This window comes from Paraburkholderia sp. SARCC-3016, assembly GCF_031119615.1.
Classification (GTDB): domain Bacteria; phylum Pseudomonadota; class Gammaproteobacteria; order Burkholderiales; family Burkholderiaceae; genus Paraburkholderia.
Window position 1 is genome coordinate 185,816 of the sequence record NZ_JAVHZD010000008.1, and the last position, 24,333, is coordinate 210,148.

A 24,333-nucleotide genomic window follows, 5' to 3' on the forward strand; every position below is an offset into this window, starting at 1 on the left:
TCTAGGTCTGGCCATGGGATTGAACGATTACAGATATAGATCGATCTGTCAATAACGAATCGCTTCGAACGCTCGCAACAGCGCGACTCGACAAGCGCGACTCGACACACGCGCCTCGACAAGCGTTCAGGATTCGGCGATCAGGAAAGGATGAATGACATGGGCTTCGCCGTGTGCCGGGCGGCGAAGCCCCTACTATTGCATCGATTCTTCAGGCACGGTCCAACCAGGCGCGTTCAATCGAGCGCATACGGTATTTGACCAGGGCATCCAATCCGCGCGCAGTTATCGCGAATCGGATGGCGCGGCGCCTAGCAGGTCTTCGATCATCACCGGCAGCTTGCGCACGCGCACGCCGGTTGCGTGATGAACCGCGTCGGTGATCGCGGCGGCAATGCCTGCGAGGCCGATCTCCGCGATGCCTCGCGCGCCGAGCTCGTTGAACACGGTGTCGGGGTAATCGAGGAAGGTCACATCGAGCTTCGGACTATCCGCGTGCGACGCGATGATGTAATCGGCGAGACTGCTGTTGATCGGCGCCCCACTCCTTTCGTCATACATCGTATGCTCGAACAGCGCCATGCCGACGCCCATCACGACCGCGCCTTCTATCTGGTTGCGCCCCGCTTGCGGATTGAGGATGCGTCCCGCGTCGATCACCGTGACCACGCGGCTTACGCGCAGTCGCGCAATCTCCGGCTGCCACGTCACTTCCGCGAAGTGCGCGCCGTATGAGTAGATCGAATATTTCTTTTTCAGCGGATCGTCGAAGCCGCCCTGCGCGTTGCCGGTGCCCGACGCCGCATACATTTTCGCCGCCTGCAGTATCGCGCCGTACGGCACGCCCGTTTCGGGCGCCGCGCCCTTGCGATGCACGCGGCCCGCGGTCAACGCCAGTTCTTCCGGCTTTGCCCCCTTGAATGGCGACTCCGCGCTGGCGCCTGCGCGTGCCAGCACGATGTCGACGGCCGCGCGCACCGCTTGCAGCACCGCGGGAATCACCGATGCCGTCGCAGCCGAACCGCCCGAGAGCGGTCCCAACGGCAGCATCGTGTCGCCGAGCTCGACGTCGATGCGATCGAGCGGCAAACCCGTCTGTGACGCAACCAGTTGCGCGAGGATCGTGTAAGTGCCCGTACCGATATCCTGCGTGCCGCACACGACGCGCGCCGTGCCGTCGGCCCGCAGATCCACCGACGCCTGCGCCGAGAAGCGGATGCCAGGCCACCCGCACGCGCCGACGCCCCAACCGAGCGTCAGCCCGTCGCGTTTCATCGACCCCACCGCGGCGGTGCGCTGCGCCCAGCCGAATCTATCGGCACCGGTGCGCAGGCACTCGGTCAGATGGCGTGACGAAAACGGCAGACCGGTGCTTTCGTCGACCTGAGGTTCGTTCTTCAGCCGCAACTCGACGGGATCGATGTTCAGTTCACGCGCGAGTTCGTTCATTGCCGATTCGAGCGCGTACAGGCCGGGAACTGCGCCGGGCCCGCGCATCGAAGTCGGCGATCCGACATGGCGTTTCACGAGGCCTGAAGCGACGCGCAGATTCGGCACGCTGTACAGGAACGGTGTGATCTCGCCGCAGGTTTCCTGGTAGTCGTCGGCGATCGCGGTATGGTTCAGATACTCGTGACGGATCGAAGTCAGCTTGCCGTCGCGGTCCGCCGACAGCCGCATGCGCTGCTGCGTCACGGGTCGATGGCCCACGTTCTGGAACATCATCTTGCGGCTCACGACGAGCTTGACCGGTCGCCCCGTATGCCGCGTCGCCGCGGCGGCAAGCAGCGAGTGCGGCCACATCCAGAGCTTTCCGCCGAAGCCCGAGCCGAGAAAGCGCGAGATCACGCGCACTTTCTCTTTGGGCAAACCGAGCATCTGCATCAGCGCGCCCTGATGGTTCGAGACCGCCTGACTCGTTTCATAGAACGTATAGCCTTCGCCGTCCCACTGCGCGACCGTCGCGTGCAGTTCGATCGGATTGTGCGTTTCGACCGGCGTTACGTACGTGGCGTCCAGTTTGACGGGGGCGCTGTCATAGGCCCGCGCCGCGTCGCCGCGTTCGCTTTCCACATGCGGATCGCCAAGGCTGCCGAGCTCGTCGCTCACGTCGTGTGCGGCGACCTCGTAGCCGACCTTCACGGCGACCGCGGCGGCGCTCGCGGCTTCGAACGTATCGGCGATCACCACCGCGACGTACTGGCCGTAGTAGCGGATCACATCGTCTTCGAAGGGCGGGCGCTGCTCGTCGACGTAGCCCGTATCGAGCGAATTGCCCGAAATCCGGTAGAAGCGGCCGATATTGCCGCGATGGAGCACGGCATGGACGCCCGGCATGTTCTGCGCGCTCGCGAATTCGAGCGACGTGATGCGTCCGCTCGCGATCGTGCTGCAAACCGGCACCGCGTATAGCAGTCCTGGCAGATCGACGTCCGATGTATACGTCGCCGCGCCGCTGACTTTCAGCCGTCCGTCGACGCGCGCCTGCGGCTGCCCGATCACGGACAGCGGGGTGTCACTCACGGTGGACATAATGAAGTCCTATCGAAAATCAATCGTTGCGAGTCGCCTGCGCGAGCGCGTGCACGATGCACCTGCGCGCAAGCTCGACCTTGAATCCGTTCTGGCTTTGCGGCCGCGCGCCGGCGAGTGCTGCATCCGCGGCCCGCTCGAACGTCGCGGCATCGGGCGTCGCGCCGGCGAGCACAGCCTCGGCTTCGGTCGCATGCCATGGTTTCGTCCCGACTCCGCCCAACGCGAGGCGCGCATGCTCGATACGGCCATCGCTCACCTTCAGCACGACAGCGGCGGACACGAGCGCGAACTCGTAAGATGCGCGATCGCGCAGCTTCAGATAGAGCGAACGGCTTGCGTCGGGCGGCGGTGGCAAGGTGACGTGCGTGATCAGATCCCCAGCCTCGAGCACGGTCTCGCGTTGCGGCGTCGTGCCGGGCAACACGAAGAACGAGTCGATCGCGATTCGGCGCGAGCCTTTCGTGCCTTCGACGTGGATCGTTGCATCGAGTGCGGTCAGCGCGACGTTCATGTCGGAGGGATTGCTTGCGATGCATGCGTCGCTGACGCCAAGAATCGCCATCGTGCGGTTGAAGCCGCCGATCGCGGCGCAGCCCGAACCGGGCGTGCGCTTGTTGCACGGCATCGTGGTATCGCGAAAGTAGACGCAACGCGTGCGCTGCAGCAGGTTGCCGCCCGTCGTCGCCATATTGCGCAACTGCGCCGATGCCCCGGCCAGCAAGGCCTGCGACAGCACCGCATAGCGCTCGCGGATCAGCGCATGCGTGGCGAGATCCGCATTGCGCACCATGGCGCCGATCTTGACGCCGCCGTCGGGCGTGGCCTCGATCTGATCGAACGGCAGGCGGCTGATGTCGATCACGCGGCCCGGACACTCCACATTCAGTTTCATCAGATCAAGCAGTGTCGTGCCGCCCGCGAGGAAGCGCACCTGCGCACCGTGCTCCGTGTCCGACGAGGTTGCCGCCGCAGCGATGGCCTCGTGCACATTGCTCGCGCGCGAGAGCTGGAAGAGTTCCATGGCGGTCTCCTCAGGATTTCTCGCGCACGCGCTGGATCGCCGTGACGATGTTCTGATAGGCGCCGCAGCGGCACAGGTTGCCGCTCATCGCTTCGCGCACGTCGGCGTCGGCGGGCCCGATCGGTTCGTCGAGCAATGCCACGGCCGACATGATTTGCCCCGACGTGCAGTAGCCGCACTGGTAACTGTCGCATTCGACAAACGCCTGCTGCATCGGATGCAGCGCGTCGGGACTGCCGAGTCCTTCGATCGTCGCGATCTCGTCGCCTGCGTGCGTGCCCGCCAGCGACAGGCACGCATTGACGCGCCGCCCGTTCACATGGACGGTGCAGGCGCCGCATTGACCGTGATCGCAACCTTTCTTCGTACCGGTCAGATGCAGGTGTTCGCGCAACGCGTCCAGCAAGGTGGTACGGGGGTCGAGCGCTAACGACCAGGTTTCGCCGTTCACCTTCAGTTCGACGGCAATGGTGGGGGACGATGGAGTGGTGACGCCGGGGGATTTGCTGTCGCGGCGCTCATCGACGGTTTGATTCGCCGAGGCGGACTGACGAGGCGCAGTATGGTGCATCGAGCTGACTCCTTTGAGAGGGCAGACGCAGGAACGACCGGGTGCCGGGTAGCGCCGCACCGTTATGGACAGCGCGAACGATCGCCATTGAGGATCATGCGGCAACGATCATGCGGCGGCGGTTCGCGCGCATCCGGCTTGGATCGGCTGAGCGCGAGTTGCACCGGTCGATGCAAGCGAAAAGTATAGGTCGCGGTTTGCAGTTGTGCCGGTTGTTTGTCGACGGCCTGCATGCACGGTGGCTAACGCGATCGCTTCGTCAAGGAGAGCAAACGGAATGCCTGACTCGATGAAAAACATGGGGCGGTCTTGCGCGTTGACGCAAGACCGCCCCATTGCGGTGGGAAGCGTTCAGACTTCCACGAACCTGACGCTTAACGCGTGCCGGCGGCCAGCGTCATTTTGTGCGGCGGGATGCTCGCCGCGGCGACAGCGGAGCCGGGCACCGGCGGATTGAGCGACGACAGCGCCGCGATGATCGACTGGATCGCCGCCTGCCCCCCAATCTGAGGAGGGGTGGGACCGCTCGGCGCCGAAGTCGAGGACGACACGACCTGGTTTTGTGCGTTGAACGTCTCCACCGTCTGCGAGACCTCCTTTCCGCTCGCGTCGTAGTTGAGCGCCTCGACGACTACCTCGCCGTTCGACAACTGGGTTCGCACCGTCGCGAGATTGCCCTGTGCATTGAAATTTTCCTGCATCGCCTTGACGCCGCTCGGAAGGCCGCTGCCGCCGAGCATATTGAACTGGACGCGGCCGTCGTTGAACACGTTGATCGTCTCCTCGATCTGGCCTGACAGGCCCGGCCCGGAAAATTCCCGCACCGATACCAGTTCGCCCGGCGGCAGGCCGGCCAGTTCAAACTGGTAAGTATCGCCGGTCTTCGTCACGGCCGTGCCCGACGTCGCGCTACCGGTGCCGTTCGCACCCGTAAACTTGATATCGAGCGACGCCAGTTGGTCGCCCACATTTCCCGCGCCGAACACGGTGCCGATCTGGCCGATCTCCGCGAGGATCTGCGGGTCGGCGATGAACACATCGGAACCCCCTGCACGGAAGTCGACGACCTGCTCGAGCAACGTCCCCTGACCGTCCGGTTTCGAGAATTCACGAATGACCGGATCCGATTCGGCTGCCGTGCCCTGCGGAAGCAACACGACAGAGGTGCCGTCGGACTGGTTGATTATCTGCTCGGGCTTTGACGATGCTTGGGCCGTGCTTTGCAGTACGCTTTGCGTTTCGTTCATCTTGCGCTCCAGAATAAAAGGAAAGACAAATCCAGGATATTTGAAAGTGCATTTGTTAATTGACACAGGAAATATCCGGAAAATGATCACGCAATCAGGTCGTTTCTTCCTGCGCGAAAGGCCGCCGCCGATCGGGCGCGATCTATATTCAAACACCCGTACCGAGGCTGATATTCCTGCGCATCCGTTCAAATTAATTCCGGGTCAAGATGTTTTAATCCGGATCAATTCATTAGCGTTTATTCCGGGTCGGCATTTAATTCGACATGCAATTATTATTCGACATGCGCGAATTGATTTCGTATTCCGGGTATGGCGAAATGCACCGCGAAGCAATGCGCATTCGCGTGCTGCGGCTCACTCGCCTGGCAGACTCCACATGCCGATTTCGCCGAGCTTGGCGGCCAGTTGCAGCCGCGCGGAACGCCAGTCGGTCAGCGCCTCGATGCGCTGCCGTTTCGCGCCAGCGAGCGCGGTCTGCGCGTTGAGCAGTTCGAGGATGCTGCCGACGCCCACCGTATAACGATGCTCGGCCGCCGCGTACGAGCGGTTCGAGATATCGAGCAGCATCGCGCTGTTATCGAGGTTGTGCGTCGCCGTCTGCAACGCCTGGTAACTGGTCCAGACGTCGAGACCGACCTGCTGCCGCGTTGCGTCGAGCATATCGTTCTCGAGTTCGGCTTTTGCCTCTTCTTCGCGCACCTGATACGTCTTCATGAAGCCCGAAAAGATCGGGATCGTGACCTGAAAACCCACGTACCATTCGCTTCCCGTCGTCGGCAGTTGCGGCTGCCCGACTTCGAAGCTGGTCGGCTCGTTGTTCCGGCTGTACCGCGCGACCAGACTCACGCTCGGCAGCCCTTCAGCGCGCGTCTGTCTGATCTTTGCACGTTCGGCTTCGACGCGTGCCTCGGCTGCCCGGATGCTCGGATGCGTGCGCTTCGCCTCGTCGATCAGGTCGGCGATCGATCCGTTGAACGCCTGATCGGGCAGCACGCCCTCCCCGACGTCGGGCAAGCTGATCGGCGCATCGGGATCGAGGTTCATATCGCTCGCCAGCACACCGAGCGCGTCCTGCCGGTCGCGTTGCGCTTTTGCGAGATTCACGACCGCCTGCGCATGGTCGGTCTGAGCCTGCAGCTGATCCGTGATCGGCGCGATGCCCTTGTCCGCACGCGCGGTCGCGGCCTGTACGCTGTCGTTCGCGGTCTGTTCGATCTGCTGCGCGGCGACAAACGCGCCCTGCGCGGCCTGCGCCGCGTAGTAGTCTTTCGCGACTTTCGCAAAGGTCGCTTCGAGCACCGCCTGCTGGTTCGCCTGCGCGGCCTCGAGCAACTCGGTCGCGCTCTTCAGCGCCGCCTCGCGCCCGCCGAAGTCGTAGAGCACCCAGCTCAGCGACACGCTTTCGGTCCGCAGGAAGTTGTGAAAGTTCGAATTGAATTGCGGCAGGTTGTCGATGTCGGTCTTCTGATCGTCGCGCACGCCCTGCCAGCTCCCGCTGATGTTCGGCAAGTACGCGGCACGTCCCTGCCCCACGCGCGCGGCCTCGAGCTTGACCTGGCCCCAGGCCTCGCGCGTCCTCGGGTCGTTGCACAGCGCCCGTTCGACGGCATCCTGCAAAGGCAGCGGGCTCGGCAGTGCGCCGAATACGCAGATTCCCGAGGACCCGTCGCCGAGCATCTGCGCCGCGGCCGTCGGCGGCACGGCCGTACCGGTGCGCAACGGATCGAAAGCCCAGGCGGCATGCGATCCGCACGACATCCATAGCGCGAGCGCGCCCCATCGCCGTATCGATATGCGCAACTTCGACCTACCGTTCACGCAAGCTCTCCTCGCCCGTCTCGATGACGGGATCGAGAAAGTACTGCGCGACACTGCGCTTGCCCGTATGAATCTCGGCCGTCACTTCCATGCCGGGCGTCAAACGAACCCAGGCGCCGTTGGTGCGAATCCGGTTCGTCGGCACGCGTACGTGCGTCACGAACATCAGGCCGTGCCGCCGGTCCTGAACCGCATCGTTCGACACCGACACGACGGTCCCCTTCAGATAGCCGAAGCGCGTATATGGAAACGCCTTGACCTTCACGAGCGCGGTTTGTCCGGGGCGAACGAAGCCGATATCCTTGTTCTCGATGTTGGCCTCGACTTCGAGCGTATCGTCCGGCACGATTTCCATGACCGGCTGCGCGGCGGTCGCGACACCGCCGAGCGTGTGCACCGAAAGCTGCTGCACCGTGCCGGCAACGGGCGCCGTCAGGCTCAGCAGCTTCTGGCGCGTATCGGCCTTGGTCTCGTCATTGCGGCTCTGGTTGTATTGCTGCATCGCCTTGTCGAGTTCGTCGAGCTGTTTGCTGCGAAACGCAGACGTAATCGATGCGATATCGGCGCGCTGCTCTTCGACCGCGGCCATCAACTCCTGCGAGCCGCTCTCGCGCGCCGCAAGATCGTGCTCCGCGTCGAGCGCGGCTTGCTCTTTGGTCAGATAGTCGGTTTGCGCGACGTATTTATCGGCTGCGAGCGCGCGATATTCGTTCGCCTGCTGGCGTGCGAGCGGCGCCGTCGCCGAAAGTTTGCCGATTTCGACGCGGATCGTCGCGAGTTCCGCCTCGCGCTTGCGAAGCTCGGCCTGCGATGCGACGAGCTTGTCCTGATACTCGCGATACAGGCCGTCCGCGAAATGCTGCGCCTGCGCCTGCTGCGCCGCCGACGCGCCGTCGACGCGCGGCACGAGCGGCGCATGCGCGCCGAGTTGGGCGCCGAGCAAGGCGCGCGAGCGCGCGGCCGCGAGCGCCGCGTCGATGCGCGAGGCCCGCGCATTGTCGGAATCGGCCGCGGCCTGGGTCGCGTCGAGTTGCATGAGCAACTGGCCGGCCGCGACGCGCTGGCCGTCTTCGACGAGAATGCGGCGCACGACGCCCGTGATCGCGGGCTGGATGATCTTGACGCGCTCGCCCGGAATCAGCTTGCCTTGCGCAACGGCGACGATATCGAGCCTGCCGAAAAAGGCGAGCAGAAGCGCCAGTGCGGCGAGCACGACTAGTATGCGCATCGCCCAGCGCGGCGCCGGGTGCACCGGCGTTTCGACAAGCTCGAGGTTGGCGGGCAGGAACGCACGCTCATAAGGAAGGCTTGCTTCACCGTCGAACTGTGCGCGCATCGACCACGCGGCACGAAACACGGCGCCATAGCTGCGCAGCAAATCGCCGAACGCCTGCAAGCGGATAAAGTTCATGATCGGACGCGCCGCATCAGCTGTTTTGGAGCGAGACCAGATGGGCGTAGTAGCCGCCCTGCGCAAGCAACGCCTCATGCGCGCCGCGCTCGACGATGCGGCCATGGTCCATCGCGACGATATGGTTCGCATGCCTGACCGAAGACAGACGGTGCGCGATGATGATCACGGTGCGGCCCTCGCAGATCGCGCGCATGTTCTGCTGGATGATGCGTTCGGTCTCGAAGTCGAGTGCGCTCGTCGCTTCGTCGAAGATCAGGATGCGCGGATCGGTCAACAGCGCGCGCGCGATCGCGATGCGCTGGCGTTGACCGCCCGACAGGTTTGCACCGTGCTCGCCGACCACCGTGTCGTAGCCCTCGGGCAGCTCGGAGATAAAGCCATGCGCGCCGGCGAGCCGTGCCGCGTAGACGACGCGATCGAGCGACGTGCCCGGATCGGTCACGGCGATGTTCTCGCGGACCGAGCGGTTGAAGAGCAGGTTTTCCTGGAGCACGACGCCGATCTGGCGGCGCAGCCAGGCGGGATCGACGAGCGCGAGATCGATACCGTCGATACGCACCTGGCCCGCCTCGGGCATATACAACCGCTGCAGCAGTTTGGTCAGCGTGCTCTTGCCCGAGCCCGAACGGCCCACGATGCCGACCACTTCGCCCGCGCGAATCTCGAGCGAGATATCGTGGAGCACCGGCGCGCCGTCGGGGCGGTAGCGAAATCGAACGCCCTGGAAGCTGATATGGCCTTTGATCGCCGGCAAAGCCTGGCGGCTCGGCGGCAGTTCAGTGCGCGTATTGAGCACGTCGCCGAGGCGCGCCATCGAGATGCCGATCTGCTGAAAGTCCTGCCAGAGCTGAGCAAGCCGCAGCACGGGCGCAACGACGCGCTCGGACATCATATTGAACGCAACGAGTTCGCCGACCGACAATTTGCCTTCTATCACTAGCCGCGCGCCGAAAAACAGCGACAGCAGATTCACGAGCTTGCCGATCAGCTGGATCAGTTGCTGCCCGATATTGCCGAGCGTGCTGACGCGAAATCCGGCCGCCACATACGCGGCGAGCTGAGTATCCCAGCGCCGCGTGAATTGCGGCTCCACCGCCATCGCCTTGACGGTTTCGGCACCCGACACGGTCTCCACGAGGAACGCCTGGCTATCCGCGCCGCGCGCGAATTTCTCGTCCAGACGTGCGCGCAGCAGCGGATTGAACGTCAACGAGACGCACGCGTAGACCGGCAGCGACACGACGACGATCAACGTGAGCGGCACGCTATAGACAAACATGACGCACAGAAAAACGATCGAGAAAAACAGGTCGATCACAGCCGTCAGCGCCTGTCCCGTCAGAAAGTTGCGGATGTTTTCGAGTTCGCGCACCCGCGCGACGGTGTCGCCGACGCGCCGCACCGCGAAATATGCAAGCGGCAACGCAAGCAGATGCCGGAACAGCCGCGCGCCGAGTTCGACGTCGATGCGATTGGCCGTATGAGAGAACACATAGTTGCGCAGCCCGGTCAGCAGCACCTCGACAACCGAACTCACAAGCAAGGCGATGCACACCACGTTCAAGGTGTTGAATGCGCGGTTCACGAGCACCTTGTCCATCACCACCTGGAACATCAGCGGCCAGACGAGCCCGAACAGCTGCAGCACCGCGGAAACCAGCAGCACTTCGAGCAGCAGACGCCGGTACTTGACGACCGCGGGAATGAACCACGAAAAGTCGAAGCGCGCCATGTCGCCGGCGAGCGACGCGCGCGAGGCGAAGACAAGCATCTCGCCGCCGCAGCGCGCGAAGACGGTTTTGCGCACGATCATGGTCGGGGCGCTCGCGCCCGCTTCCAGTATCAATGCCTTTTCGCCATCGCAACCCGCGACGATGAAATGCTCGCCGTCCTTGTCGAGCGCGAGCGCGGGAAGGGGCGTCTTCGCAAGACGCTCCTCCGCTACGCGAACCTTGCGCGTCTTCAGTCCTAGCGAGCGTGCCGACAGCACGAGGTCGCGGTCGTCAAAGCGCGTGGACTTGCCGCCCGCCGCGTGCCGAAGCTGCTCCGCTTCCGCCGGCAGCCCATGAAAGCCCGCAATCACGACTAACGCCGCGAGCCCAGGGTCGATCCTGGAGTTCGGAGAAACGTGCAGCTGCTCGGCTTGATCCATAGGCTTGGAACTCCGCGGGCGCGCAGTCAATGGAGCCGCCCCGGGAGAGAGACGACGTCCGCATCCGCGCTATATCGGCACTGGCTATCAGCGACAAAACACCTGTCACGGCGCCGCTATTCCGCAGACGGATAGTTGCGATATGTCATCGGCACGCCACGGATCGATGAACGAATTCGAATGGAGCCGATCGGCAACAGCAAGGAAACGCCGACGATGGCGCAGCCGATGATGACTGCCGCTACTGCGAACCACGCAGCAGCCCGAGCCTCACGAGACTTTCGGCAGTGGCAACGATAGCGTCCTCGCGCGAGCGCGGCGACCAGCCGAGCAGGCGCATGGCCTTTTCACTGGTAGCGTTCAGGACCAGGCCCAGCAATGGCACGGCCCCTCTCAACGCCGGATCTTTGAGCGCGCCCAGACGCACGACCGCGTTCGGCAGCACCCGCGTCGATACGTTGTCGGCCGCCGGTCCCATGCGTTGTTTCAACACCTTGGCGAGGTCGGCCAGCCACATACTCTCGCCGGCAATCGCGAGAAAACGTTCGCCGCGGGCAGCTTCGTGTGTCATCGCACGCAGATGCAGGTCGGCCACATCGCGCACATCGACAAAGCCCGAATTGAGTTTGGGGTTGCCCGGTTGGCCGTCGAGCATGTTCTTGACGAGGCGGATCGAATGCGAATAGTCAGCGCCAAGCACCGGCCCGAGCACGGTGACTGGATTGATGGCCGACAGTTCGAGGCCCTGCCCTTCGCGTGCGACGAAGTCCCACGCCGCGCGCTCCGACAATGTCTTGGATTTCTGATAAGGCCAGACATGCTTGCTGGTCAGGTCGCTCCAGTCGGTCTCGTTGAAAGGCCGCGTCATTGGCCCGTGGCCCGCGCAAATCGCGCCAAAGGCGGAGGTCAACACGACGCGCCTGATCCCGGCATCGCGCGCGGCGCGCAGCACCCGCAAGTTGCCGTCGACCGCGGGCCTCGTCCATTCTTCATCGCTCGTTTGATTGCCTGTCGGTGTCGGTGAGGCTCCGTGCATCACGTATGTGCAACCGGCGGCAGCCTCGGCCCACCCTTCGTCCCTTCCCAGATCGGCCGCGACGAATGACAGGCGTTCGCCCGCTTCGACGCCGCCTGTCCTGAGGTTTGCGCGTACCTCGGCTTCGCGCGCGAGCGAACGCACTGTGGTTCGCACGCGGTAGCCATCGTTCAGCAGCGCCAGCATGCAGTGCTGCGCAATAAACCCGGTTCCGCCAGTGACAAGAACCTGTACGTCTTTGTTGCTCATATTGATTTCCCGAATGACCGTTATGAATTCGTCATCACGGAGGTTAAGCGCCGGCACCCGGATTGTTAATGCTTGCCAGTGCGATTTGCTTGCGCGATAGTACGAACATGAATGCCGATCCGTTTTCCGACATCCTCAAGTTCACCCATGCCGAATCGCTGGTGACCGGCGGTTTTACTGCCGGCGGCGCGTGGGCCATCCGTTTTCCGGCGCCGGACAAGATCAAGTTCTTTGCGGTGGTGAAAGGCACCTGCTGGGTTCGCATCGAGGGAGAAGCAGAGCCGATCCATTTCGGCACCGGAGACGTCGGACTGCTGTCGGCGAAGCGTGCTTTTGTTCTGGCCAGCGCTCCCGATGTCGCGCCCGTCGAGGCGATGAGCGTGTTTTCCGGCGCCGGCAGATCGACGGCCGTCCTCGGCGACGGCAACGACTTCGCCCACATCGGTGGCCATGTCCTGCTCGATCCGACGAGCGGCCGGTTACTGGCCGACGTGCTGCCGCCGTGGATCCATGTGTCCGCTGCGTCGCCGCAGGCGATCACCTTCCGGTGGCTGCTCGATCATCTCGTCGAGGAGCGCGGGTCCGATCTGCCCGGAGCACAACTCGTCTCGGCTCAGCTCTCGCAACTGCTGTTCATCCAGATTCTGCGAGCGCACCTGAAAACGTCCGACCCGATGTCGGCCGGGTGGCTGCGGGCGTTGCGGGATCCGCGCATCGCTCCGGCGCTGCGGCTCATGCACGGCGATCCCGCGCGGTCCTGGCATCTCGATGAGCTCGCCAAGGCATGCGCCATGTCGAGGACGACATTCGCTTTTCACTTCAGGAAGACTGCAGGCATCGCGCCGCTGACCTATCTGACCGAATGGCGCATGCGGCTTGCCGAGCGCGCATTGCGGGAAGGCGACGCGCCGGTGGCAGTGATTGCCCAATCGCTCGGCTATACGTCCGAGAGCGCGTTTAGTCACGCCTTCAAACGGATCACCGGCAGTTCGCCGAAGACATTTCGGCATGCCGAACGAATGTCGGGAACGCGTGTCGCCGAGGACGGGATCAGGGGAGCAGCGCCCGACGAAGTGCCGTCCGTCGAGGTTGTCTAGTCGGGGGCGTTGGGGCGATGCCGCGATGGGTGTCGGGCAGGCGAGCTCGATCGGGATCGATGTTAGCCGTCAGGATGCGTGCCTTGGCATCGGTTGGGGTGGGATCGAGATCATAGGCCGCACCGGTGGAAAAATGTATCGTTCCGAGGTTTAATACTCCAACCCCTCTTCGTTAACGGCTGCTTAATGATCGAACTGGATGACATGCGACTGTTTCGCGCCTTGGGCGCGTCACAATCCCTCGCCGCGGCGGCCCGAATATTGAATCTCACCCCGCCCGCCGTCACAGTGCGTTTGCAGCGTATCGAAGAACGCATGGGCGTTCGATTGGTCACGCGCGAGGCAAGGGGCATCTCGCTCACCCAGGAGGGCCAGCAACTGGTTCAGGAAGCGATCGAAATCCTCGAGCGAATCGAGTCGATTCCGTCACGCGTCTCCGGCGAGACGGCCGGCGTCGGCGGTCATTTGCGCGTGGTCGCTCCATTTGGCTTTGGGCGCGCACATGTCGCGCCGCTGATTCGCGATCTGCATCGCTCGCATCCGAATCTCGCGATTTCGCTGATCCTCTCCGACAGTCCGCTCACGGCGGCGGCGGGTGCCGATGTGGTCGTGTCCATCGGCAACCTCAAAGGGTCGTCGTGGGTCGGACACTACCTCGCTCCGAACGAGCGTTTTCTGTGCGCAAGTCCGTCCCTCGCGCGCCGCCTGTCGAAGCTCGAACATCCATCGGAACTCACGCAGTACGAATGGCTAACGTTGCGCGAGAACGACGAAGACGTGACCCGCCTGCGCTTCATGCAACCCGACGCCGACGGCAAACGCGGCGGCAAATCGGTCACGATCCGGCTGGACGGCGCCTTGTCGTCGAACGACGGTACAGTCGTCAGCGACTGGGCGATCGACGGCCTCGGCGTTGTCGAGCGATCCGAATGGGATGCGGCACGGCTGATCGCGGCCGGAAAACTGAAGCGCGTATTGCCGGCATGGCGGCTCGAATCGGCGCCTGTCATGGTCCTGACGCCCACGCGTCACGGCCTGACAATCCGCCAGTCCGTCTTTCTCGAAGCCGCCAAACGAGCCTTCGACCCCGTCCCCTGGCGCAAATGACGTAGTGACCGGTCATTTAATCGGGCTTAACGATCGCTTTATCCTTCGTTAATCACAAGCTCGCCCTGCCCTCCTATAGTGGCCTGCATCCGCACGGCGCCACGCCGATGCCTGAGCACCACTAAAGCAAAGAATCGCAGGGAGCCGCAGATGGAATTACCGTCGTTGAACACGCCCGCAGCACTGATCGATGTCGAGCGCATGAATAGCAATATCGACCGGATGCAACGGCGTATGAACGCCCTGGGCGTGAGCTTTCGCCCGCACGTGAAGACCACCAAATGTGCGCAGATTGTCAGGGCGCAGATCGACGCCGGTGCGCGCGGCATCACCGTATCCACGCTGAAGGAAGCCGAACAGTTCTTCGCCAGCGGCATTCGTGACATCGTCTATGCAGTGGGGATGGCGCCGGCCAGGCTGCCGCAGGCACTGGCGCTGAGACAGCAAGGCTGCGCACTGAAGATCGTCGCCGACAGCATCGCGTGCGCGCAGGCCATCGTTTCCTTCGGGCGGGAGCATCACGCAACATTCGAAGTCTGGATCGAAATCGACGTGGACGGTCATCGGTCGGGTATCGCGCCCGACGACGCCCTGCTTCTCGAGGTCGGGCGGACACTGTCGGACGGCGGCATGGTCGTTGGCGGCGTGATCGCCCATGCGGGCTCCAGCTACGACTACGACACGCACGACGCGCTGGTCCGCATTGCCGAACAGGAGCGTTCGGGCTGCGTGCGCGCGGCACAACGTCTTCGTGCGGCGGGCCTGCCATGCGAGGTCGTCAGCATCGGCTCGACGCCGACCGCGCTAGCGGCCGAGCATCTCGAAGGCGTGACCGAAGTTCGCGCCGGAGTCTATGTGATGTTCGATCTCGTCATGCATGGCGTAGGCGTCAATCAGATGCCCGAAATCGCTCTGAGCGTCCTGACCACCGTGATCGGCCACCAGCGCGAAAAAGGCTGGACTATCGTCGACGCGGGATGGATGGCCATGAGCCGCGATCGCGGTACGCAGCGCCAGAAGCACGACTTCGGTTATGGGGCCGTGTGTCGGGAAAACGGCGAAGTGCTGGACGGTTATCTCATGAGCGGCGCGAACCAGGAGCACGGCATCATTTCCCGATCCGGTTCGCCGGACCATGAGATCGAGACGCGCTTTCCGCTTGGTACGCGGCTGCGCATTCTTCCCAATCATGCATGTGCCACGGGCGCGCAACATCCGGCCTATCAGGCCATCATGCCGGACGGCACGATTGAAACCTGGCCGCGTTTCTACGGCTGGTGATTCGCCGCTCCAGCGAATCATGCCAATCAGCACGCCACATAAAATGCTGCGCGAGCCACGTCAAACGCGGTTTTCATGTTCTTTTGAGATTTTTTTCGAGCGTTGTTGCGCGATGGTCAACGCGTAACATGAAGACGCTTTCGACCCACATCGCGCCCGTCGAAATCTTCCCGACTCGCGCGCTCAGCGGACTCGACGGCATGCCTCTTTCAACGCAAGCAATCTCACCACGGATTAATCGAGGACATATAGATGGGACGTGCTGCACGAGGATACGCTGCCACTTCATCGACGACGCCATTGAGCCTGTTCGACTTCGAACGCCGCACTCCGCGCAACAATGATGTCGTAATCGAAGTGTTGTACTGCGGTGTTTGTCATTCGGACCTGCATAGCACGCGCAACAATTGGGGCAACGCCAGATACCCGATGGTGCCGGGCCATGAGATCGTCGGACGGATCAAGGAAGTCGGCTCCGACGTGACGCGTTTCAAGGTGGGAGACCCTGTGGGAGTAGGTTGCATGGTCGATTCATGCCAGCACTGCAAGACATGCCTTAATGGGCTCGAACAGTATTGCGAGAACGGTGCGACTTCGACGTACAACAATACCGACCGGCATGATCAATCCCGTACTCAAGGCGGGTATGCCGACGAGATTATCGTGTCGGAGAAGTTCGTCCTCAGGATGCCGGATAACCTCGATCTCAAGGGCGCGGCACCGCTATTGTGTGCCGGTATCACATCGTATTCGCCGTTGCGGCACTGGAACGTCGGCGTCGGTTCGCGGGTTGCCGTCATCGGATTGGGTGGCCTCGGTCATATGGCCATCAAGCTGGCCAGCGCGATGGGCGCCGAAGTGACGCTGATCACACGATCGCCTGGCAAAGACGCGGATGCCCGTGCGCTGGGCGCCCGCGATGTCGTGCTGTCGAGCAATGCCGAGCAGATGAACGCGGCAAAAAGCCGCTTTGATCTGATTATCGACACCATTCCATACCAGCACGACCTCAATCCTTATGTTGCCACGCTTGATTCAGGCGGCACGCTGGTGCTCGTGGGCTATTTCGGTCCGCTCGAACCGGCGCTGAACTCGTCGCCGATGCTGTCCAAGCGGAAATCGGTGGCGGGCTCGTTCATCGGCGGCATCGCGCAAACGCAGGAAATGCTCGATTTTTGCGGCAAGCATGGCATCACTTGCGAAATAGAAATGATCGATATTGAACAGGTCAACGAAGCCTTCGACCGGATGCTCAGAAGCGACGTTAAATATCGGTTTGTGATTGATCTGGGCTCGCTGAAGTCCGGGATCTGAAGTTCAGGATCGGGAAAAAAATCAAATGAACCAGGATTGTGCCGTCAGCGCTACGCGTTCAACGCCAGCGCTCCACTATCGAAGCTTCACGCCAGCCGACTGTGCGGCGGCTTGTGGTTTGTCGACCGCTTTCAGTTGGCCGCATCGTGCGGAAGACTGGCAATTCGCCGCCGAACAGGGCACGGGATTCGTCGCCGAAGAAAACGGCGTGCTGATCGGCACGGCGTTGTGCTGGAAGTTCGGCACGGACCGTGCGTCGCTTGGTCTCGTGATCGTGTCGCAGGAGCATCAGGGACGCGGCATCGGCCGCAAGCTGATGGAGTTGGTACTGGAAGAACTGGGGCCGCGCATCACGTTTTTGCACGCGACACCGGCAGGCCGTCCGCTCTATGAAAAGCTCGGTTTCCACGTATGCGATTCGCTGGACCAGCATCAGGGGACCGTCGGCAAAACCTTGCCGGTCGCATTGCCCGACGGTGAACGACTGCGAAGCGCGACGGCCGCCGATTTCCCGGCACTCATCGAACTCGCGACGCGCGCTTCAGGCCTCGAACGGAACGCGATGATGTCAGCGTTGCTGAAAATGGGCGACAGCGTGGTGCTGGAGCGCGACAGCGAGATCATTGGATTTTCGATCCTGCGCCGCTTCGGCAGAGGCCTCGTCATCGGCCCGATGGCCGCGATGCGCTCGCCCGACGATCTTCGTGCGAAAGCCTTGATTGGCTATTGGCTGAACAACCGCGAAGGTGAATTCATTCGAATCGACGTGCCGGCCGGCGCGAGTCTGGCCGACTGGCTGGCCGCGCAAGGACTGAAGCGCGTCGATACCACGATCAGGATGGTCCGCAACGCACCCGCCGTCGCGCATCAAGGCGCCCCCGACCCTGTCTACCGGCTATATGGGATCGTTAGCCAGGCGATGTTCTAGACGTTCCGGCAAGCCCGTTTGCCAGCAGACGATCGACCCCGACACGCGACCCACGAAGGAACTCTCACAGATGCGCGTACCGTTGACCCGCATTGACACCACCCCCGGGCTCCCCGATAGCGCCGACGTCGTCGTGATAGGCGCGGGCATCGTCGGCGTATTCACCGCATGGTTTCTCGCGAGGCGTGGCGTAAAAGTCGCGCTGATCGAAAAAGGGTTGGTCGGCGGCGAGCAATCCAGCCGGAACTGGGGTTGGTGCCGGCAACAGAACCGCGACGCGCGCGAATTGCCGATTGCGACCGAAAGCCTGCGACTCTGGCAACAGTTCGAAGACGAATCCGGCGAATCCGCTGGTTTTCGCCGCAGCGGTCTGCTGTACCTGAGCAATGACGACGACGAACTCGGAAAATGGACGCGCTGGTGCGAATTCGCACGAACGGCCGGCGTCAAGACCGAGGTGCTCGGCAGCAAGCAGGCCAACGAGCAGGCTACCGCTACCGGGCGCAACTGGAAGGGCGGCGTGTTTGCACCGACCGACGGCACGGCCGACCCGGCCAACGCTGCACCGGCTGTCGCGCGCAGCATCATCAAGCTCGGTGGCACGGTTCACCAGAACTGCGCGGCACGCGGCATCGAAACCGAGGGCGGCAGGGTCAGCGGCGTGGTGACCGAGCACGGCGTGATCCGCACGAAGATCGCGGTCCTGTCGGGCGGTGCATGGGCCTCGACGTTTTGCCGGCAACTCGGCATCCGCTTGCCGCAGGCCACCATCCGCTCGTCGGTCATGTCGATCTCGCTGGCACGCGGTACGCTACCGGATGCGCTGCACACGAAGAGCATCACCATCACGCGACGCCGCGACGAAGCCTATTCGCTCGCCATCAGCGGCCTGGCAAAGTTCGACCCGACGCTGCAAAAAGCCCGCTATGCGAAGGACTTTCTGCCGATGTTCGCGGATCGCTGGCGCAGTCTCAGCCCTGGCAATCTCGAAGGCGTGCGTTCCGGCCATGAAGGCATGAGCCGCTGGCGGCTCGATCGGCCGACGCCAATGGAAAAGATGCGCGTGCTGGACCCGTGCGTCAATCAGGCGACCCTCAAGGAGATTCGCAGGCGCGCGATCGATCTGTGCCCGGTGATCGGCGAAGCACGCGTGGCCGCGTCCTGGGCCGGCTATATCGACATGACGCCGGACGGCATCCCCGCGATCGGCGAAGTGCAGTCGCTGCCCGGCTTCGTGGTGGCCGCGGGTCTGAGCGGTCACGGCTTCGGCATCGGGCCGGGATGCGGTCATCTCGTGGCGGATATGGTCACCGGCGCGACGCCGCTCGTCGATCCGGCGCCTTACCGTCCGGAGCGGTTCGAAAAACCGGTGTGGGGCAAGGTCGCCGACTTCTGACAGCCGCTTCGACATTCGCCCGCACGCTTTCCGCCTGTGGCGGCCGTAGGGTATCGACTCAAAGGACATCGAGCAATGCAATCACCGGTTCATCATCTGATTCAGACCGACCATCTCGACCGGTTCTTCATCGACGGCGAATGGGTGGCGCCATCGGGCAAGACGCACGCCGCCGTGGTTTGCCCGTCCACCGAAGCGACGCTTTGCGAGATCCCGCTTGGAGACGTACACGACGTCGACCGCGCCGTCCAGGCCGCGCGCCAGGCATTCGCGAGCTGGTCGATGACTTCGCCGCAAGAGCGCGCCGCCCTGCTCGACCGCGTTCATGCGCTGATCCTGGAACGGGCCGAACTGTTCGCGACTGCCCTGGCGACGGAGATGGGCGCGCCGATCAGCTACGCGCGCAGTGCCCATGTACCGCTCGCGGCCGAACATATCCGCGTCGCACGCGACAACCTCGCCACTTACCCGTTCGTCGTCCAGCGTGGCACCACCGCCGTCGCCCGCGAGCCGATCGGCGTGTGCGCGCTCATCACGCCATGGAACTGGCCGATCTATCAGATCACCGCGAAGGTCGGGCCGGCGCTGGCTGCCGGCTGCACCGTCGTGCTCAAACCCAGCGAGTGGTCGCCGTTGAGCGCGCTGCTGTTTGCGGAAGTCATCGCCGATGCGGGCGTTCCCGCGGGCGTATTCAACCTCGTGAGCGGCACAGGCCCGGAAGTGGGTACGGCGCTCGCGTCCCATCCGCAGGTCGACATGGTGTCGATCACCGGTTCGACACGAGCGGGCGTGCTGGTCGCCCAGGCCGCTGCGCCGACACTGAAGCGCGTCGCGCAGGAACTCGGCGGCAAGTCCCCCAACGTCGTCCTGCCTGATGCCGATCTGCCTCGCGCCGTAGCACTGGGCGTAGCGGCTGCGTTTCGCAACATGGGGCAGTCGTGCAGCGCGCCGACCCGTCTGATCGTGCCGCGCGGCGCAATGGCTCAGGTCGATGAACTCGCGATAGCGGCGACCCGGCAGATGGTCGTCGGCGATCCCTTCGCCGAGGCGACGACCCACGGTCCGCTTGCGAATCGCGCACAGTTCGGCAGGGTGCAGCAGATGATCGAAGCGGGTATCGACGATCATACGAAGCTGATCGTTGGCGGCCCCGGCCGACCAGCCGGCTTGAGCGAGGGCTTCTATGTTCGCCCGACGATATTCTCGGATGTGCGCACCGACATGCCGATTGCCCAGCAGGAGATCTTCGGGCCCGTGCTCGCGATCCTCGCCTACGACACGGTCGAAGAAGCGATCTCCATCGCAAACGACACCGTGTACGGACTCGGTGCGCATGTTCAGGGCACGGACAAGGCGCTGATGCGCGCAGTCGCCGCGCGCATCCAGTCGGGTCAGGTGCATCTGAACTATCCGGCGTGGGATCCGCAAGCGCCGTTTGGTGGTTACAAGCAATCCGGGAACGGACGCGAGTACGGCATCGAAGGAATGGAAGAGTACATGGAGGTGAAGTCGATCCTCGGGTACTACGATTGAACGATCGCGAGGCGTCACGCAATGATGTCGACAATCTGAACCTGCACGGCTTCGAAAGGGCTTGAAATTGGCAACCGCGGATCTTCCCAATACCTCGTTGAGCGCGCACCAGCCGTATTGGGCGAAGTTGCGACGCGACCTCCACGCGCATCCCGAGTTGCGCTTCGAAGAACACAGGACGGCAGCGGTCGTCGCGCGTGAGCTCGAGGAGCTCGGTTATGCGGTGTCGCGCGGGCTGGGCGGAACGGGCGTCGTCGCGACCCTGCCCGGCGCGAATCCCGACTGGGGGATCGTGCTAAGAGCGGATATGGATGCATTGCCCATCCACGAGGCCAACGATTTCACGCATGCGTCCGGCACGCAAGGAGTCATGCATGCGTGCGGACACGACGGCCACACGGTCATGTTGCTCGGTGCCGCACGCATCCTGAAAGGCATGCCGCAGTTGCCTGGCAGCATCCATTTCGTGTTTCAGCCTGGAGAAGAAGGCGGTGCGGGCGCACGAAAGATGATCGACGAAGGTCTGTTCGAGCAGTATCCGACCGAGGCGGTGTTCGGCATGCACAACTGGCCGGCATTGCCAGCCGGGCATTTCGGCTTGCGAGCCGGCCCGATCATGGCGGCCGGCTCGCGTTTGCGGATCACCGTGCGCGGCAAGGGCGGTCACGCGGCGCAGCCGCATCTGGGCCTCGATCCGATTCCGCTGGCCTGTTCGATGGTGCTGCATTGTCAGACGATCGCGGCACGCCACAAGGATCCTGTCGATCCCGCCGTGATCTCCGTCTGCATGATTCACGCGGGCGACACCGACAACGTCATCCCGGACAGCGCCGAGTTGCGCGGAACGATCCGCACGCTGTCGTCTGAGTTGCAGCAAAAACTGCAGCGCGACATCGAGTCGATGTGCGAAGGGCTCGCTGCCGCTCATGGTGCACAGGTCGAGGTCGCGTTCTTCCAGTACTATCCCGCGACCATCAACACGCGCGCCGAGACTGCGCTATGCGAAGCGGTCATTCGCGAGACTTTCGGCGATGCAGGTACGCACGCCGACGTGCCGGCCAACATGACATCGGAAGACTTCGGATTCATGCTGGAAGAGCGGCCCGGTACCTATGTGCTGATCGGCAACGCCAACGCCGGCACGAGCGCGACGGGTCTGCATAATCCGAAGTACGACTTCAACGACGACATCATTCCGGCCGGCGTCCGCTACTGGATCGCACTGGCGCATCGGTACTTCCAGACTCGCGAGCCCAGGCATCCGGGCGGCCGTTGAACCGCCTTCGCTGGCGCTGCATTGCAGGACGCACGGCTATACCTCGAGAACGCCGGGAATCGCAGCCATCCGCAGCAGACCGTCGACAACGGTCTGCTGCGGTACGCCACAACGTCAGCCCTGCCACCAGACGTACTCGCCAAAGCAGAATCCCATCAGGCCGCCGGTCGGGATCGACCCCAGGCCCCGCAGGCGCTTGTCGTAGCCGTCGAGCAGACTGATGAAAGACGGGATGCCGATGCCGCCTTCGTTGCTGACGATCACCTGCATCTCGCCGTACATCTGCTTGCGTTTCGCGTCGTCGATTTCGGCACGCGCGGCGATCAGCAGTTGATCGAATTTCGGATTGCTCCAGCCCGATTCGTTCCACGGCGCGTCGCTTTTGAAGAATTGCGTGAACAGCACGTCGGCGCTCGGACGCGGATTGATGCTGCCGAATCCCAACGGATGCTTCATCCAGTGATTCGACCAGTAGCCATCGGGCGGCACGCGGTTCACGGTGAGATTCACGCCGATCTTCTGCGCCGACTGCTGCATGAGCACCGCCATCTCGATCGAACCATTGGCATCCGAGGTTGCATAGATCGGCGGGATCGGCGTCCCGATTGCACCGGCCTTTTGCAGATGGAACTTTGCCTTATCGAGATCATAGGGACGCTGCGGGAGCGATGCATTGAAGTAGCGATGGCCCGGCGGAATCGGCTGATCGTTGCCGATCACCGCGTAGCCGCGAAAGATCGCCGTGCGGATCTGTTCGCGATCGAACAGATACTTCATGCCGAGCACGAAATCCGGATTGCCGGTCAGCGGGTGATCGCGCCGCATGATGAGGTCGGTGTACAACCCGGACTTCGTTTCCTTGACCGCATAGCCGGCCGTCGATGCCACCCGTTGCGTCGCGCGCGGGTCGACGGCACTGATCAGATGCACGTCGCCCGACAGCAGCGCATTGACGCGCGCGGCGTCGTCGCTGATCCCGATCAGTTCCACCTGATCGAGATACGGTTTTCCCGGCTTCCAGAAGCCGTCGTTGCGCACGCCGATCGTCGACACCCCGGGCTTGAACGATTTCAGCCTGTACGGGCCGGTGCCGACCGCACTCGTGAAATCGGTCGTGCCGTCCTTGATGATCACGAGCTGCGGCGTCGCGAGAATGACCGGCAGGTCGGCATTCGGCACGGTCAGCGTGATCGTCACTTCGTCGGGACCGGTCGCCTTGACGTCGGCGAACTGGTCAGCCAGTGTCTTGACCTTCGATCCCGTCGCCGGGTTCTTGTGACGCAGCAGCGAATACACGACGTCAGCCGGCCCGAGCGCCTTGCCGTCCGTAAACGTCACGCCTTTGCGCAGCTTGAGGACCCACGTCTTCGCATCGCTGGTATCGAGCGATTGAGCGAGGTTCATCTGCGGCGTGAGGCTTTCGTCCATCTGCGTGAGGCCGCTGTAAAACAGAAAGAAGCGGATGTAGTCCGGGCCTGCCGAACCCTTCGCGGGATCGAGTGTGTCGGCCGTCGAACTCGATTCGTAAGCGACCCTGATCTTGCCGCCCCGCTTCGGCGCATCGGCCGCGAATGCGCTGGTCGCGCCAGCCAGCAGCCCACCCGCGCCGCTTGCCAGCATGCCGCCGGCGGCCAGCATGCGCATCATGTCGCGGCGAGTGACGCCACCCTGTTTGATATCGTCGTCGTTCATACGAGTGCTCCTCAATACGTTCGGGATGGAATGTGCGTCGGTAGTGCTGCAGCTTGTCGTGCACGCCTGCCAGCGGCGTTAGAACCCGAGCCGATCTGCCTGTCGCCGCGTCCCGGTCAACCCGGTCAGCCCGGTCGAGAAGCGCTCGTCCTGATCGAATTTCAACATTCCAGAATATCGAAGGTGTTCCGTTCGATGCCATCGCGCCAGCACAAGCGATCGTTTTAACGACGCTTTTCAGCACGAATTGCTGCGCCGACGACGGCGAAACCCGCCGCGGCACACTCAGCAAGAACCCGGAGAGGGCCGCGCCACATAATTTCCCGGCGTCACACCGACGGCGCGCCGGAAATGACGACCAAGATGGCTCTGGTCGAAGAACCCAACCTCGGTCGCCACCACCGATGGCGGCACACCGTTGCGCAGCAGCGTCTGCGCGTGCCGCACGCGCACGAGACAAACATAACGATGCGGCGAGATGCCGACTTCCTGACGAAACAGCGTTGCGAACCGGGACACGCTCAAGCCCGCCGTCGCGGCAAGCATCGCCAGACTGACCGGCTGCGCAAACGATGCTTCGATGAACGCGACCGCTCGCGCCACCGCGCGCGACGGAGCCCCCGGTTCAGCAATCGGACGTTCGCCTGCGGCATACGTGAGCAT

The 24,333-nt window shown here is 63.2% G+C and carries 18 protein-coding genes; 8 read left to right on the forward strand and 10 right to left on the reverse strand.

Annotated features, from left to right (window positions below; translation table 11 throughout):
• Window positions 1-285 precede the first annotated feature (285 nt).
• The 8 genes from QYH69_RS10655 to QYH69_RS10690 form a co-directional block, all read right to left on the reverse strand.
• Window positions 286-2,532 (reverse strand): xanthine dehydrogenase family protein molybdopterin-binding subunit, encoded by a 2,247-nt coding sequence (locus QYH69_RS10655; protein WP_308831820.1) that lies wholly within the window; start codon window positions 2,530-2,532, stop codon window positions 286-288.
• A gap of 19 nt (window positions 2,533-2,551) precedes the next feature.
• Entirely contained in the window at window positions 2,552-3,556 is a 1,005-nt protein-coding gene (locus QYH69_RS10660) for a xanthine dehydrogenase family protein subunit M (protein WP_308831821.1), read from the reverse strand.
• Window positions 3,557-3,566: 10 nt separating this feature from the next.
• Window positions 3,567-4,127 carry a 2Fe-2S iron-sulfur cluster-binding protein gene (locus QYH69_RS10665; RefSeq protein ID WP_308831822.1) on the reverse strand — a complete coding sequence of 187 codons (561 nt, stop codon included), beginning with the start codon at window positions 4,125-4,127 and terminating at the stop codon, window positions 3,567-3,569.
• 374 nt (window positions 4,128-4,501) lie between these two features.
• Window positions 4,502-5,566, reverse strand: a complete 1,065-nt coding sequence (locus QYH69_RS10670; RefSeq protein WP_308831823.1) for a hypothetical protein — start codon at window positions 5,564-5,566, stop codon at window positions 4,502-4,504.
• A gap of 165 nt (window positions 5,567-5,731) precedes the next feature.
• Window positions 5,732-7,195, reverse strand: coding sequence for a TolC family protein (locus tag QYH69_RS10675; protein WP_308831824.1), 1,464 nt, complete (start codon window positions 7,193-7,195; stop codon window positions 5,732-5,734).
• Entirely contained in the window at window positions 7,185-8,606 is a 1,422-nt protein-coding gene (locus QYH69_RS10680) for an HlyD family type I secretion periplasmic adaptor subunit (RefSeq protein WP_308831825.1), read from the reverse strand. Before QYH69_RS10680 ends, QYH69_RS10675 begins: the two co-directional genes overlap by 11 nt.
• Before the next feature lie 16 nt (window positions 8,607-8,622).
• The gene (locus tag QYH69_RS10685) at window positions 8,623-10,761 is read right to left on the reverse strand and encodes a type I secretion system permease/ATPase (protein WP_308831826.1); all 2,139 of its coding nucleotides are present in this window, start codon (window positions 10,759-10,761) and stop codon (window positions 8,623-8,625) included.
• Between the two features lie 241 nt (window positions 10,762-11,002).
• Entirely contained in the window at window positions 11,003-12,046 is a 1,044-nt protein-coding gene (locus QYH69_RS10690; RefSeq protein WP_374992386.1) for an SDR family oxidoreductase, read from the reverse strand.
• Window positions 12,047-12,114: 68 nt separating this feature from the next.
• On the opposite strand from QYH69_RS10690, the gene QYH69_RS10695 reads away from it, so the two are divergent.
• The 8 genes from QYH69_RS10695 (at window position 12,115) to QYH69_RS10730 (ending at window position 21,978) form a co-directional block, all read left to right on the forward strand.
• The gene (locus QYH69_RS10695) at window positions 12,115-13,143 is read left to right on the forward strand and encodes an AraC family transcriptional regulator (protein WP_308831827.1); all 1,029 of its coding nucleotides are present in this window, start codon (window positions 12,115-12,117) and stop codon (window positions 13,141-13,143) included.
• A gap of 186 nt (window positions 13,144-13,329) precedes the next feature.
• Complete coding sequence (locus QYH69_RS10700; protein WP_308831828.1) at window positions 13,330-14,250, forward strand: LysR family transcriptional regulator; 921 nt, start codon at window positions 13,330-13,332, stop codon at window positions 14,248-14,250.
• 150 nt (window positions 14,251-14,400) lie between these two features.
• Window positions 14,401-15,531, forward strand: coding sequence for a DSD1 family PLP-dependent enzyme (locus QYH69_RS10705; protein ID WP_308831829.1), 1,131 nt, complete (start codon window positions 14,401-14,403; stop codon window positions 15,529-15,531).
• Between the two features lie 252 nt (window positions 15,532-15,783).
• Entirely contained in the window at window positions 15,784-16,845 is a 1,062-nt protein-coding gene (locus QYH69_RS10710) for an NAD(P)-dependent alcohol dehydrogenase (protein WP_308831830.1), read from the forward strand.
• A 25-nt stretch (window positions 16,846-16,870) separates the two neighbouring features.
• The gene (locus tag QYH69_RS10715) at window positions 16,871-17,773 is read left to right on the forward strand and encodes a GNAT family N-acetyltransferase (protein ID WP_308831831.1); all 903 of its coding nucleotides are present in this window, start codon (window positions 16,871-16,873) and stop codon (window positions 17,771-17,773) included.
• A 70-nt stretch (window positions 17,774-17,843) separates the two neighbouring features.
• Window positions 17,844-19,169, forward strand: coding sequence for an FAD-binding oxidoreductase (locus tag QYH69_RS10720; protein ID WP_308831865.1), 1,326 nt, complete (start codon window positions 17,844-17,846; stop codon window positions 19,167-19,169).
• Window positions 19,170-19,244: 75 nt separating this feature from the next.
• Window positions 19,245-20,702, forward strand: a complete 1,458-nt coding sequence (locus tag QYH69_RS10725; RefSeq protein ID WP_308831832.1) for an aldehyde dehydrogenase family protein — start codon at window positions 19,245-19,247, stop codon at window positions 20,700-20,702.
• A 67-nt stretch (window positions 20,703-20,769) separates the two neighbouring features.
• Window positions 20,770-21,978, forward strand: coding sequence for a M20 aminoacylase family protein (locus QYH69_RS10730; protein WP_308831866.1), 1,209 nt, complete (start codon window positions 20,770-20,772; stop codon window positions 21,976-21,978).
• 114 nt (window positions 21,979-22,092) lie between these two features.
• Here QYH69_RS10730 and QYH69_RS10735 read toward each other — a convergent pair whose 3' ends face one another.
• Complete coding sequence (locus QYH69_RS10735) at window positions 22,093-23,670, reverse strand: ABC transporter substrate-binding protein (protein WP_308831833.1); 1,578 nt, start codon at window positions 23,668-23,670, stop codon at window positions 22,093-22,095.
• A gap of 285 nt (window positions 23,671-23,955) precedes the next feature.
• Window positions 23,956-24,333, reverse strand: a complete 378-nt coding sequence (locus QYH69_RS10740; protein WP_308831834.1) for an AraC family transcriptional regulator — start codon at window positions 24,331-24,333, stop codon at window positions 23,956-23,958.

Bases quoted from the DNA above. Each gene is read 5' to 3' on its own strand.
- QYH69_RS10715 (WP_308831831.1), top strand. From the start codon at position 16,871: ATGAACCAGGATTGTGCCGTCAGCGCTACGCGTTCAACGCCAGCGCTC.
- QYH69_RS10735 (WP_308831833.1), bottom strand. From the start codon at position 23,670: ATGAACGACGACGATATCAAACAGGGTGGCGTCACTCGCCGCGACATG.
- QYH69_RS10725 (WP_308831832.1), top strand. From the start codon at position 19,245: ATGCAATCACCGGTTCATCATCTGATTCAGACCGACCATCTCGACCGG.
- QYH69_RS10695 (WP_308831827.1), top strand. From the start codon at position 12,115: ATGCTTGCCAGTGCGATTTGCTTGCGCGATAGTACGAACATGAATGCC.
- QYH69_RS10660 (WP_308831821.1), bottom strand. From the start codon at position 3,556: ATGGAACTCTTCCAGCTCTCGCGCGCGAGCAATGTGCACGAGGCCATC.
- QYH69_RS10740 (WP_308831834.1), bottom strand. From the start codon at position 24,333: ATGCTCACGTATGCCGCAGGCGAACGTCCGATTGCTGAACCGGGGGCT.
- QYH69_RS10680 (WP_308831825.1), bottom strand. From the start codon at position 8,606: ATGAACTTTATCCGCTTGCAGGCGTTCGGCGATTTGCTGCGCAGCTAT.
- QYH69_RS10700 (WP_308831828.1), top strand. From the start codon at position 13,330: ATGATCGAACTGGATGACATGCGACTGTTTCGCGCCTTGGGCGCGTCA.
- QYH69_RS10710 (WP_308831830.1), top strand. From the start codon at position 15,784: ATGGGACGTGCTGCACGAGGATACGCTGCCACTTCATCGACGACGCCA.
- QYH69_RS10705 (WP_308831829.1), top strand. From the start codon at position 14,401: ATGGAATTACCGTCGTTGAACACGCCCGCAGCACTGATCGATGTCGAG.
- QYH69_RS10690 (WP_374992386.1), bottom strand. From the start codon at position 12,046: ATGAGCAACAAAGACGTACAGGTTCTTGTCACTGGCGGAACCGGGTTT.
- QYH69_RS10655 (WP_308831820.1), bottom strand. From the start codon at position 2,532: ATGTCCACCGTGAGTGACACCCCGCTGTCCGTGATCGGGCAGCCGCAG.
- QYH69_RS10720 (WP_308831865.1), top strand. From the start codon at position 17,844: ATGCGCGTACCGTTGACCCGCATTGACACCACCCCCGGGCTCCCCGAT.
- QYH69_RS10685 (WP_308831826.1), bottom strand. From the start codon at position 10,761: ATGGATCAAGCCGAGCAGCTGCACGTTTCTCCGAACTCCAGGATCGAC.
- QYH69_RS10665 (WP_308831822.1), bottom strand. From the start codon at position 4,127: ATGCACCATACTGCGCCTCGTCAGTCCGCCTCGGCGAATCAAACCGTC.